11 protein-coding genes are annotated in these 11,598 nt (G+C 70.4%); 5 read left to right on the top strand and 6 right to left on the bottom strand.

The window, feature by feature from the left end; all coding sequences use genetic code 11:
* The gene (locus ACIGEP_RS16075; protein ID WP_396662649.1) at window positions 1–774 is read left to right on the top strand and encodes a DNA-formamidopyrimidine glycosylase family protein; all 774 of its coding nucleotides are present in this window, start codon (window positions 1–3) and stop codon (window positions 772–774) included.
* A 10-nt stretch (window positions 775–784) separates the two neighbouring features.
* On the opposite strand, the gene ACIGEP_RS16070 is transcribed toward ACIGEP_RS16075, so the two are convergent.
* Together ACIGEP_RS16070 and ACIGEP_RS16065 are read right to left on the bottom strand one after the other, a co-directional pair.
* Complete coding sequence (locus ACIGEP_RS16070) at window positions 785–1,084, bottom strand: putative quinol monooxygenase (protein ID WP_396662648.1); 300 nt, start codon at window positions 1,082–1,084, stop codon at window positions 785–787.
* Entirely contained in the window at window positions 1,084–1,743 is a 660-nt protein-coding gene (locus ACIGEP_RS16065) for a YitT family protein (protein ID WP_396662722.1), read from the bottom strand. Before ACIGEP_RS16065 ends, ACIGEP_RS16070 begins: the two co-directional genes overlap by 1 nt.
* 102 nt (window positions 1,744–1,845) lie before the next feature.
* On the opposite strand from ACIGEP_RS16065, the gene ACIGEP_RS16060 reads away from it, so the two are divergent.
* The 4 genes from ACIGEP_RS16060 to ACIGEP_RS16045 all read left to right on the top strand — a co-directional run bounded on the left by ACIGEP_RS16060 (window position 1,846) and on the right by ACIGEP_RS16045 (window position 4,318).
* On the top strand, window positions 1,846–2,253 hold the full coding sequence (locus ACIGEP_RS16060) for a transferase (protein ID WP_396662647.1): 408 nt from the start codon (window positions 1,846–1,848) through the stop codon (window positions 2,251–2,253).
* A 66-nt stretch (window positions 2,254–2,319) separates the two neighbouring features.
* Complete coding sequence (locus tag ACIGEP_RS16055) at window positions 2,320–2,838, top strand: thermonuclease family protein (protein ID WP_396662646.1); 519 nt, start codon at window positions 2,320–2,322, stop codon at window positions 2,836–2,838.
* Between the two features lie 25 nt (window positions 2,839–2,863).
* Complete coding sequence (locus ACIGEP_RS16050; RefSeq protein ID WP_396662645.1) at window positions 2,864–3,550, top strand: LysR substrate-binding domain-containing protein; 687 nt, start codon at window positions 2,864–2,866, stop codon at window positions 3,548–3,550.
* Window positions 3,551–3,592: 42 nt separating this feature from the next.
* On the top strand, window positions 3,593–4,318 hold the full coding sequence (locus tag ACIGEP_RS16045; RefSeq protein ID WP_396662644.1) for a GMP synthase: 726 nt from the start codon (window positions 3,593–3,595) through the stop codon (window positions 4,316–4,318).
* A 90-nt stretch (window positions 4,319–4,408) separates the two neighbouring features.
* On the opposite strand, the gene ACIGEP_RS16040 is transcribed toward ACIGEP_RS16045, so the two are convergent.
* The 4 genes from ACIGEP_RS16040 to glgX all read right to left on the bottom strand — a co-directional run bounded on the left by ACIGEP_RS16040 (window position 4,409) and on the right by glgX (window position 11,578).
* The gene (locus tag ACIGEP_RS16040; RefSeq protein ID WP_396662643.1) at window positions 4,409–5,230 is read right to left on the bottom strand and encodes a tryptophan-rich sensory protein; all 822 of its coding nucleotides are present in this window, start codon (window positions 5,228–5,230) and stop codon (window positions 4,409–4,411) included.
* A gap of 77 nt (window positions 5,231–5,307) precedes the next feature.
* A complete protein-coding gene (treZ, locus tag ACIGEP_RS16035) occupies window positions 5,308–7,026 on the bottom strand; it encodes a malto-oligosyltrehalose trehalohydrolase (RefSeq protein WP_396662642.1) in 1,719 nt (572 codons plus the stop codon).
* Window positions 7,023–9,371, bottom strand: a complete 2,349-nt coding sequence (gene treY / locus ACIGEP_RS16030) for a malto-oligosyltrehalose synthase (RefSeq protein WP_396662641.1) — start codon at window positions 9,369–9,371, stop codon at window positions 7,023–7,025. The genes treZ and treY overlap by 4 nt, the downstream gene beginning before the upstream one ends.
* Window positions 9,368–11,578: a glycogen debranching protein GlgX gene (glgX, locus tag ACIGEP_RS16025; protein WP_396662640.1), complete on the bottom strand. Its 2,211-nt coding sequence runs from the start codon at window positions 11,576–11,578 to the stop codon at window positions 9,368–9,370. The genes treY and glgX overlap by 4 nt, the downstream gene beginning before the upstream one ends.
* Between the last annotated feature and the right edge of the window lie 20 nt (window positions 11,579–11,598).

Here is an 11,598-nt window from a genome sequence, read left to right as displayed (position 1 = left end):
ATGCCCGAGGGCGACACTGTCTTCCGCGCCGCGCGGAAGCTCCACGAGGCGCTGGCGGGTCACGAGGTGATCCGCTTCGACGTGCGCGTGCCGCGCAGCGCGACAGAAGACCTGCGCGGCGAGACCGTGCGCGAGGTCGTTCCCAGGGGCAAGCACCTGCTGATGCGGATCGGCGAGCAGACCCTGCACTCGCATCTGAAGATGGAGGGTCGCTGGCACGTCTACCGGCCCGGGCAGAAGTGGCGGGCGCCCGCCTTCCAGGCGCGTGCGATCGTCGGAACGCGACCCGCGGATGCCGTCGGCTTCGAGCTCGCCATGGTCGAGGTCCTGCCGACCGCCGACGAATGCCGCGTCGTCGGTCATCTCGGGCCCGACCCACTCGCCGCGGACTGGGACGCCGCCGAGGCCGTCCACCGTGTCACCGCGGACGAGCGCGCCATCCATGTCGCGCTGCTCGACCAGCGGAACGTGGCCGGGTTCGGCAATGAGTACGCCAACGAGCTGCTATTCGTGCGCGGCATCCGCCCCACCGCCCTCGCCCGCGACGTGGACGTCGCCGGGCTCATCGACACCGGTGTGCGCATGATCCGCGCGAACCGCGACCGGCAGGGGCGCACGTTCACGGGCGACAACCGCCCCGGCCAGCAGACCTGGGTCTACGGGCGCGGCGGCAAGCCGTGCCGTCGGTGCGGCACCCTCATCCAGGGGTCCGAGCTCGGCGCCCGTGCGACCAGCGAGCGGATCGTCTTCTGGTGCCCCGTGTGCCAGCCCTGACCGTCTGAGCTCACTCCTCCGGCCGCAGGCCCTCGACGCGGTAGCGACGCTCGATCCCGGCAGTGGCACGGCCCCACACGCTGTCGGCGGCGCGCCGCTGGTGCTCGCGGAACGTCGGGGCGTCGGCCCAGAGCTCCTCCACCGACCACGCGCGCCCCCCGCCGAGCGGGGTGATCTCGAACAGCAGGCACCCGGGCTCGGCCCGCGTGCGCTCGATGTGCGCGTCGAGGTGGTGACGCACAGCATCCGCTTCTTCTTGCGTGTGACAGATCATGCGACCCGACAGGCGGACGCCTCCGATGTCGACCATCAGTGACCGATGTACCGGCCGGGCCGGTGGTTGAGGGCGAGCACCAGATTCAGCACGACGGCCCCCGCAGCGCTGAGCAGGACGTTCTGCCACGGGACGACGAGGAGGGCGAGCAGGATGACGAGGACATCGAAGACCATCATGGTCCACCCGACACGGATACCGGTCGCATCCTGGATGATCAGGGCCACGACGTTGACGCCGCCGAGACTCGCTCCGTGGCGGAAGACGATGAGCAGCCCGATTCCGGCGAGGAGGTTCCCCGCCACGGTGCCGAAGATCGGATCGATCCGCTCGACCACGAAGAGGTGCTCGATGAGAACCGAGAATCCCGAGACCGCACCGATGCAGACAAGCGTCCGCAGCGCGAAGTCCCAGCCGCGCTTCCAGACGGCGAGGATGCCGAAGGGCAGGTTGACGACGGAGAACAACGCCCAGAAGGGCCACGAGACGGCGTAGTTCAGCAGCAGCGAGAGGCCCGCGGTGCCGCCCGTGACCGCCGTGCTGAGGTGCAGCAGGAACAGGCCGAGCGAGACGGTGAAGGTGCCCGTCGCCAGCCCCACGACGTCATCGATCCACGAATGCGGCGCGGCCTTCTGCTCGAACACGAGCGATGGACCGGTCTCAGGGGCGTCGGAGTCGATCGGGTCTGCGGGCACGGTCACCGAATCAGGTTACCCAGCAGAGGTCAACCCCATGATTTCGGTGCTGTCGGGGGAATGAAATGCCTTGTGGGACGTTGTATCCGTCAAGGAGGACCCGTGGGTAAGAACTACATCGACATCGAGAACGACCGAGGCGAGACGCTGCGTTACCGCAAGCACGCCAACGGACGTGGCTTGATCGCGAACGGAGCCAAGGTGCACCCGAGCGCGGTCGTCGAAGCGGGCGCCTACGTCGAACCCGGAGCGCAGATCGCCGCCGGGGCGCGGATCGGACGCGGCGTCTGGATCGAACCCGACGCCGTGATCGGCCCGAACGCCGAGATCGCCCCCCACGCGCACATCGGTCCGGGAGCCGCGATCGGCGCCGGCGCGAAGATCGGCGTGCGCTGCTTCGTCGGAGCCGGCGCCCGAGTGGCGAGCGAGTCGCTCATCGGCGACGACGAGAGCATCGGCGACGGCGAGCGCGTGGCGACCGACCGACGCGGACTGCGCCTGGCGGCCTGACCCGATCACACGACCCGACCCTCACCGGCCGGGTCGTCTGTCGTCGCGGGCGGTTAGCCTCGGCGTGTGAGTGTTCCCCGGCCGCGTCGCATCCTCCTGGGTGCAGCGATCGTGGGGCTGCTGATCGCGGGGTTGTGGCTCGCGTCGTCATCCCTGCGAGAACCGGATCCTGCGGGTGTGCCCGAAGGGGCTGTCGCCTACACGGTGGAGCGCGTCGTGGACGGCGACACCCTGGTCGTGCGGGACGGCGACGACGACGTGCGCGTGCGCCTCATCGGTATCGACACCCCCGAGGCCCGGCCCGAAGCCGAGTGCGGGGCGGATGCCGCCACCTCCCGACTGCGCGAGCTCGCCCCGGACGGGGGCCGGATCTGGATGATCGGCGACCGTGAACCCGTCGATCGCTACGACCGGGCGCTGCGTTACCTGTGGACCCCTGACGGGATGTTCGTGAACGAGGCGCTCGTGGCCGAGGGGCACGCCGAGACCCTCCGGATCCCGCCCAACACCCGCTACGCGGCCGCGCTCGCCGACGCCGAGCGGACCGCGAAGGCGCAGGCGCTCGGCCGATGGGGATCGTGCTGAGAGCCGCGCGGCTACGCTGACAGGCATGGCGACACGCGGCGGACCCCAGCGCAAGGGCGCCCGTCCCGCACCGGCGCGGCAGCGCCCGACGCCGAAGCCTGCTCCCGTGCCGCCGCCTCCGGCGGGACCGTTCCGCCTGGGGGCGGTCGCCGGGGCGACCCCCGGCAAGTGGATCGACACGTGGAAAACGCGGATGCCGCGCACGCCCCTCGAGCTCGTGCCGCTGATCGCCGCGCACCAGCGCACCGCGTTCGTGCGCGGCGAGGTCGACGCCGCGATCGTGCGACTGCCGATCGACCGTGACGGACTGCACGTGATCCCGCTCTACGAGGAGACGACGGTCGTCGTGTGCGCGGCGGACTCTCACCTGACCGCCGCGGACGAACTCACTGCCGACGACCTGGCCGGAGAGGTGCGGATCGTGCCGCTCGACGACGTGCTGGCGTTCGACGTGCCCGGCACCGAGTCGCCGCGTTTCGCCCCGCCCGAGACGACCGGGCAGGCGATCGAGACCGTCGCGACCGGGGTCGGGATCGTCATCGTCCCCATGTCGCTCGCTCGCCTGCATCACCGCAAGGATGTGACGTCCCGCCCGCTCGCAGGGGCCCCAGCATCCGCTGTCGCGCTCGCCTGGCCCGCGGACGCGACCACGGAGCTCGTCGACGCGTTCGTGGGCATCGTGCGGGGCCGCACTGCCAACTCGTCGCGCTGACGCACGACGTTCCGCCTCCGACCGGGCATTTAGACTGGGAGGATGGCCCCGCTCGTCTACCTCTGCGTGCGCCCGCAGGTGGATGCCGCGGACGGCGAGTACGCGTCGTTCCAGCACGCCATGGGTGTCGACGAGGCAGGGCTCGAGCGCTGGAACCTCGTCACGGACGATCTGCCCGACGACGCCTTCCACCGCTGGCGCGGGTTCGTCGTGGGCGGGAGCCCGTTCAACACGACCGATCCGGACGCGACCAAACCGGCCGAGCAGCGGCGGATCGAGGCCGGGCTCGGTGCCGTCGCACGGGCCGCGGCGTCCGGCGTGACGACCGCGCTGTTCACCTGTTTCGGGATCGGGGTCGCCTCACGCGCATTGGGCGGCGAGGTGACGCGGGACTACCCGGAGGGGACGGGGCCCACCGGCATCCGTCTCACCGAGGAGGGGCGGCGCGATCCGCTGTTCGGCGGCCTCGCGCCGGTGTTCCCTGCGCTGACGGCGCACAAGGAGGGCATCTCGCGGTTGCCGGAGGGCGCCGTGCTGCTGGCCACGAACGACGACTGTCCCGTGCAGGCGTACCGCTTGGGCGATCGGCTCTACGCGACGCAGTTCCACCCCGAGCCGACGGGGGTCGCCTTCACCGAGCGGATGACGATCTACCGCAATCACGGCTACTTCGACGCCGACGAGTACGACGCCGTCGCGGCGCGGGTGCTCGCCGCAGACCTCGACGAGCCGCAGCGCCTGCTGCGCCGGTTCGCCGCGTCGTTCTGACCGGACCGCGCGACATCTGCACGACGCCTGGTACGCGTGTGCACTCCCGGGCCGCCTGAGGCGACACCGGCCCCGCCGGTCGTGCGAACGTCAGGCGCGGGCGAGGGCGAGTTCGCCCCGGCGACCGCGGATCCAGAGCGCGATCGGGACGAGCAGCACGACGGCGGCCGCGATGAAGGCAGCGACGGCGATCGGAGTGGACTGCGGCTCGCTCACGGTGCGGCCGACGCCGATCCAGAGCAGGCCCCACGCCGAGGCGAGAGCCGGTGCGAGGCGGCCTCCCGTGCCGATCGCGCTGGCCGCGGCGATGAGGGCGACGACGATGAGGACGGCGACACCCCACGCGTTCGCCGCCTGACCCCAGGACTCGGGTGCGACCTCGGCGGTCAGCCAGGCCGTCGTGTTGGCGACCGTGGCGAGGGTCACCCAGCCGAGGTGGAGGCCGACGGTGACGTCCGTGAAGATCGTCTCGGCGAGCGTGCGCGGCGGGTTCAGCACCAGCAGGCGGATGGTCCAGCCGAGCGCGGCGAGCAGCGCGACGATCGTCACGACGGTGAGCAGGAGCGTCGTGTACTGCGCCGCGAGCAGCCACAGCCCGTTGAGGACGGCGGTGAGGGCGATCGCGTAGCCGACGCGGCGCTGACGTTCACTGCCACGCTGCGAAGGCAGCGCCTGCCAGATCGTGTACGCGATCATGAAGGTGTAGATGACGCTCCAGATCGAGAACGCGGAACTCGCCGGCGCGAGCACGGTCGACGTCGCGGAGAGGGCGCCGTCCTGCAGATCCTGCACCGGCGTTCCGCCGAACACACCCGAGCCGAACAGGGCTGCGATGATCATGAACGTCACCGCCGAGATGACGACGATCTGACGGGTGAGGTCGGAGGAGCGGGATGAGGTGGAGCTCGTCATGCGGCCACGGTACGTCGCACCGCGGAGCCGCGACGAGCTCTTGACAGACGGATGCCGGGACGCCCGGCCCCGCGGCATCACTCCCCGACGACGACCGCCGAGTCCGGCGCGACGACCAGCCGGTCGCCGTCGCGGGCGGGTTCGGACGACGCGACCCAGACCTCGCCGCCGGGCACGTCCCACGGCTCCGACGACAGGTTCACGACCACGCGCGCCCCACCTCGGCGCAGCACGTAGCGGTGGCCCGACGCGGTCGGCAGCACCTCGGCATCCCGCCCGCCCGGACCCGGGTGCGTCAGCTCCGGCCGATCCCGCCGGAGCCGTGCGAGACGCCGGTACAGATCCAGCAGTCGCGCATGATCGCCGACCTCGACCTCCGACCAGTCCAGCTTGGACCGCTCGAAGGTCGCGGAATCGTTCGGATGCGGCACGATGCTCTCGTCCCACCCCATCTTCACGAACTCCTCGATCCGGCCCTTCGCGGTCGCCTCGGCGAGCTCGGGTTCGGGGTGCGACGTGAAGAACTGCCACGGCGTAGACGCGCCCCACTCCTCCCCCATGAACAGCATCGGCGTGCCCGGCGCCGTCAGCGTCAGCACCGCCGCCACCGCCAGGCGATCCGTCGACAGCGTCGCCGTCAGACGGTCGCCGGCCGCACGGTTTCCGATTTGATCGTGATCCTGCGCATAGGTGACGAGCCGCCAGGATGCCGATTGCTCAGGCACCGGCTTGCCGTGGTCGCGCTCGCGGAACGACGAGTACGTCCCGTCGTGGAAGAAGCCCTTCGTCCACACCTTCGGCAGCGCCTGCGGATCGGCGAAGTCCTCGTAGTAGCCGACCGTCTCGCCCGTCAGGGCGACGTGCACCGCGTGATGCCAGTCGTCCGACCACTGCGCCGTGAGGCCGTATCCGCCCGCCTCCCTCGGCAGGAACATCACCGGGTCGTTCATGTCGCTCTCGGCGATGAGCGTCAACGGCCGTCCGACGTGCGCACTCAGCGCGTCCGTCCGCTCGGCGATCTCCTGCAGGATGTGCGTCGGCTGCGACCCGGACTCATGCAACGCGTGCACGGCGTCCAGCCGCAGCCCGTCGACGTGGAAGTCCCGCATCCACATGAGCGCGTTCTCGACGATGAACGAGCGCACCGCCGACTCGTCGAGGTTGAGGCTGTCGCCCCACGTGTTGCGCGAGCCGTCCCGGAGATACGGCCCGTACTCGGGCAGGTAGTTGCCGCTCGGACCCAGGTGGTTGTAGACGACGTCCTGGATCACCGCGAGGCCCGCGGCGTGCGCGGCATCCACGAATCGCTGATACGCGGCGGGGCCGCCGTAGGTCTCTTGCACGGCGTACCAGAGCACACCGTCGTAGCCCCAGTTGTGCGTGCCGTTGAAGGCGTTCACCGGCAGCAGCTCGATGTGTGTCACGCCGATGTCGAGCAGGTGGTCGAACCGCTCGATCGCGGCATCCAGCGTGCCCTGGGGAGTGAACGTCCCGAGGTGCAGCTCGTAGATCAGCCCGCCCGCGAGCTGGCGGCCCGTCCACCCCTGATCCGTCCACGGGAAGGATGCCGCGTCGAACCACGCCGACGCCGCATGCACCCCGCGCGGCTGCCGCCGCGACCGCGGATCGGGCCGCAGATCGTCGCCGTCACCGAGGACGAAGCCGTACTCCTCACCGTCCGCGAGCTCGACGTCCGCACGCCACCAGCCGTCGCCCGACTCGATCAGCGCGACGTCGTCCGCCCCCGGACGGCGCAGCCGCACCCGCTCGACTCGCGGAGCCCAGACCTCGATCACGATGCGTCCCCCTCGATGTCATCCGCCGGCGCGAGCAGCGCGACGGGATAGGTGTCCAGCAGATCCGCCAGGCGCACGAGGCCGCCCTCGATGCGCCGGCCGGTCAGCACGTCGACCATCGCTCCGGCGCGCGTCAGGAGTTCGGTGTCACCCCAGCCGCCTCGCCCTGCCAGTCCTGCGGGGAGACGGGTCGCCACCGCGACGACCCCGCCCCGGTCGAAGGCGATCGCGTGGCCCGCGGCCTCGCCTGCGGCCGTCATCGGCGTGTAACGCGTGAACAGCTCCGGGTGATCGCGCTTCAGGCGCAGCGCGCGCGAGACGACCAGGAGCTTCGCCGCGCCGGAGCCGTCGACCGTCGGCATCCACCCGTCGTCGAGGCGGGCCAGCAGTCGGCGCCGCTCGGCGAAGTCGACCTCGCGCCGGTTGTCGGGGTCGACGAGCGAGTGGTCCCAGAGCTCGGTCCCCTGGTAGACGTCCGGCACGCCCGGGCCTGCCAGCTGCAGCACTTTGAGCGACAGCGAGTTGGACCGTCCGAGCTGCGCGATCTCGTCGACGAACCCTTCGACGATCACCCGCGCGTCGCCGAAGGCGGCGTCGACGAGGTGGTGCATCTTCGCTTCGAACGCCTCGTCGGGCTCCGACCAGGTCGTGCTGTTCCCGGCTTCGCGCGCGGCCTTCTCGGCGTACGCGTGCAGCCGCTCGCGCGACGCGGGCCACGCACCGACGATCGCCTGCCAGAGCAGGTTGTCGAACGGTCCGTCACCGGTCGAGGAGACCTCGCGCAGGGCTCCGAGCACCTCGGACCACCGCTCCGGCATCTCGGCCAGCACCGATAGCCGTGCCCGCACGTCCTCACTGCGCTTCGTGTCGTGCGTCGACAGCGACGTCATCGCCGCCGGCCACGCCGCCTGACGATGAGCGGATGCCGCATGGAACCCGTCGGCGTCGACCGCCCACTCCGTCGGGTCGCCGCCCACCTCGGTGAGCGTGCCGAGCCGGGTGAAGCGGTAGAACGTCGTGTCCTCGACACCCTTCGCCATCACGGGGCCTGTCGTCTGCATGAAGCGGCGCGTGAACTCGGAGGCCGGCTCGGCCTTCAGGCGCGCGGCGATGGTGTCGAAGGCGCCGGCGAGGTGCGGCCGGCGCGCCGTGGCCGCGGCGACCGCCGCGTCGACGTGCTCGGCGCCGGCCGGGAGGTACGCCCGGTAGACCGGGAACGCGGCGAGCAGATCGGCGAGCGCGTCGAGCCACTGTCCGTGGGAGGCACCGCCCCGCTCCGCGTCCGGAACGAGCGCGGCGAGCCGGTCCACCTCTGCGCGGAAGCCCGTCGTCGCCCACGCGAGCTTCGCCTCGTGCATCATGTCCGCGTAGTCGCCCGGATCGCCGTGGCGCAGTCGGGTGTCGAGGGCGGTGAGCCCTTCCTCCCCGGCGGGATCGATCAGCACCCGGTCGAGCGCCGCCATCGCGTCGTAGCCGGTCGTGCCCGCCGTCGCCCACCACGCGGGCAGTTCCTCACCGTGCTCGAGGATCTTCTCGACGAGCACGTACGCGCCGTCGGTGGCATCCGCCAGCAGGTCGAGGTATCCGCCCGGGTCGGACAGGCCGTCCGGGTGGTCGACACGCAGCCCGTCGGCGAGTCCCTCGCGGATCCACCGCACGATCTCGACGTGCGAGCGGTCGAAGACCGCCGGGTCCTCGACGCGCACCCCGGCAAGCGTGGTGACGGCGAAGAAGCGCCGGTAGTTCAGTTCGGCGTCGCCGCGCCGCCAGAACAGCAGCTCGTAGTGCTGTCGGGCGAGCACATCGCGGACATCGCCCGCGGCCGTGCCGTCCGCGAGCGGGAACTCGTGGTCGAAGTAGCGCACGACGCCTGCCTCGGCGTCGACCTCGATCTCGCCGTCGTCGATCGCCTGCTCGAGCTCGCGCCCCAGCACGGGCAGCCGCAGCCGTCCGCCGAGGGCCCAGTTGACGTCGAACGCCGCCGCGTGGGGCGAGTCCTGACCACGTCGGAGCACGTCCCACCACCACGGGTTCTCTCGCGGCGCCGAGACGCCCTGGTGGTTGGGCACGATGTCGATGAGGATGCCGAGACCGGCCGCGCGGGCGGCGGCGGCGAACCGCTGCAGCCCCTCCGGTCCCCCGCGCTCGGGGTCGACGACGGTCGGATCGGTCACGTCGTACCCGTGGTCCGAGCCGCTCGTTGCCTGCAGGAGCGGCGACAGGTACGCCCAGTCGACCCCGAGGTCGCGCAGGTAGTCGGTGAGCTCGGCCGCGGCATCCAGGTCGAATCCCGCGCGGATCTGCAGCCGGTAGGTCGACCGGGGCGTGTCCTTCCGCTCGGTCATGAGTGCGGGAGCTCGCTCTGCTGCGACTGGCCGGGAACGTCGATCGCCCCGGTCATCGCCGAGAGCGAGGCGGACACGGACGAATCGACCTCGACGGTCTCCTCCTCGTGGTCGCGCAGGACGACGAGCGCGCGGCCTCCGACCGAGACGGTGCCGCCGGGATCCACGATCGGGATCTCGTCGACGCCACCGGCGGTGTCGACGAGGACCTCCCACCGCGGGCTCGCGGTCGCCGCGGGGAGGGTGAAGTCGATCGTCTCGTCGCCGGCATTGAAGAACACGATGAAGTGCCGATCGTGGATCTCCTCACCTCGGCGGTCGCGCTCCCGGATGCCGTCGCCGTTGAGGAACACCCCGACCGCTCGTCCGAAGCCGGAGTCCCAGTCCTCGGGCTGCATCTCGGAGCCGTCGGGACGGATCCACGCGATGTCGGGGAGCGGGGCCCCCTCTTCGCGCCGCACCGGGCGCCCGTCGAAGAACCGCCGCCGCCGGAACGTGGGGTGGTCGCGACGCAGGCGCGCGAGCACCGAGGTGAACTCGATGAGCGGCTGGTCGATCGAGGACCAGTCGATCCAGGTCAGCTCGTTGTCCTGCGCATAGCCGTTGTTGTTGCCGTTCTGCGTGCGGCCGAGCTCGTCGCCGTGCGAGATCATGGGCACACCCTGGCTCAGCAGCATCGTCGCGAGGAAGTTCCGCTGCTGCCGCGCCCGCACCCGCAGGACGTCAGGATCGTCGGTCGGGCCCTCGACGCCGTGGTTGTACGACCGGTTGTGCGATTCGCCGTCGTTGTTGTCCTCTCCGTTGGCCTCGTTGTGCTTCTCGTTGTACGAGACGAGGTCGCGGAGCGTGAAACCGTCGTGTGCCGTGACGAAGTTGATGGATGCCACCGGCCACCGTCCGTCCTGCTCGTAGAGGTCGGCGGAGCCCGTGAGGCGCAGCGCGAACTCGCCGAGCGTCGACGGCTCACCGCGCCAGAAGTCGCGGACCGTGTCGCGGTACTTGCCGTTCCACTCCGTCCACTGCGGCGGGAAGTTGCCGACCTGATACCCGCCGGGGCCGATGTCCCACGGCTCGGCGATCAGCTTGACCTGGCTCACCACCGGATCCTGCTGCACGAGCTCGAAGAACGCCGACAGCCGATCGACGTCGTAGAACTCGCGGGCGAGCGTCGAGGCGAGGTCGAAACGGAAGCCGTCGACGTGCATCTCGAGCACCCAGTAGCGGAGAGAATCCATGATGAGCTGCAGCGTGTGCGGGTTGCCCACGTTGAGGCTGTTGCCCGTGCCGGTGTAGTCCGTGTAGTAGCGCTTGTCGTCGTCCTCGAGCCGGTAGTACGCGAGGTTGTCGATGCCGCGCATCGAGAGCGTCGGGCCCATGTGGTTGCCCTCGGCAGTGTGGTTGTAGACCACGTCGAGGATGACCTCGATGCCCGCCGCGTGAAGGGCGCGGACCATGGCCTTGAACTCCTGGACCTGCTGACCGACGCCACCGGCCGACGAGTAGGTGTTCTGCGGCGCGAAGAAGGCGATCGTGTTGTAGCCCCAGTAGTTGGAGAGGTCCTTCTCCTGCAGGGTCGAGTCGTTGACGAACTGGTGCACCGGCATGAGCTCGAGCGCCGTGACGCCGATCTTCTTGAGGTGCTCGATGACGACCGGGTGCGCGATCGCACTGTAGGTCCCGCGGATGTCCTCGGGGATGTCGGGGTGCGTCATGGTGAGGCCCTTGACGTGGGCTTCGTAGATGACGCTCTCGGCGTACGGCGTCTTCGGCTGGCGGTCGCCCTGCCAGTCGAAGTAGGGGTTCACGACGACGCCCTTCATCATAGCGGCCGCGGAGTCGTCGTCGTTCGTCGAATCGGGGTCGCCGAAGGTGTAGCTGAAGACGGACTGGTCCCACTGGATCTGGCCGTCGACGGCCTTCGCGTAGGGGTCGAGCAGCAGCTTGTTCGGGTTGAAGCGGCATCCGTTCTCGGGATCGTACGGACCGTACACGCGGTAGCCGTAGCGCTGTCCCGGCTGCACCGACGGCAGGTAGGCGTGCCAGACGAACGCGTCGACGTCGATGAGCTCGACGCGCGTCTCCTCACCGCCCTCGTCGAACAGGCAGAGCTCGACCTTCTCAGCGCCCTCACTGAACAGGGCGAAGTTCGTCCCATTGCCGTCGAAGGTCGCTCCCAGGGGGTAAGCGGAACCGGGCCAAACCTGCATGCGTGCTCCCGTGATAGGTG

The organism is Microbacterium sp. NPDC077663, from assembly GCF_044542795.1.
GTDB lineage: Bacteria > Actinomycetota > Actinomycetes > Actinomycetales > Microbacteriaceae > Microbacterium.
Note: the sequence above shows the minus strand (reverse complement) of the source record. Positions and strands in the feature narration are given on the sequence as shown.

Bases quoted from the DNA above. Each gene is read 5' to 3' on its own strand.
- ACIGEP_RS16075 (WP_396662649.1), top strand. From the start codon at position 1: ATGCCCGAGGGCGACACTGTCTTCCGCGCCGCGCGGAAGCTCCACGAG.
- ACIGEP_RS16070 (WP_396662648.1), bottom strand. From the start codon at position 1,084: ATGGTCGACATCGGAGGCGTCCGCCTGTCGGGTCGCATGATCTGTCAC.
- ACIGEP_RS16050 (WP_396662645.1), top strand. From the start codon at position 2,864: ATGGCGACACGCGGCGGACCCCAGCGCAAGGGCGCCCGTCCCGCACCG.
- ACIGEP_RS16045 (WP_396662644.1), top strand. From the start codon at position 3,593: ATGGCCCCGCTCGTCTACCTCTGCGTGCGCCCGCAGGTGGATGCCGCG.
- ACIGEP_RS16040 (WP_396662643.1), bottom strand. From the start codon at position 5,230: ATGACGAGCTCCACCTCATCCCGCTCCTCCGACCTCACCCGTCAGATC.
- treY (WP_396662641.1), bottom strand. From the start codon at position 9,371: ATGACCGAGCGGAAGGACACGCCCCGGTCGACCTACCGGCTGCAGATC.
- glgX (WP_396662640.1), bottom strand. From the start codon at position 11,578: ATGCAGGTTTGGCCCGGTTCCGCTTACCCCCTGGGAGCGACCTTCGAC.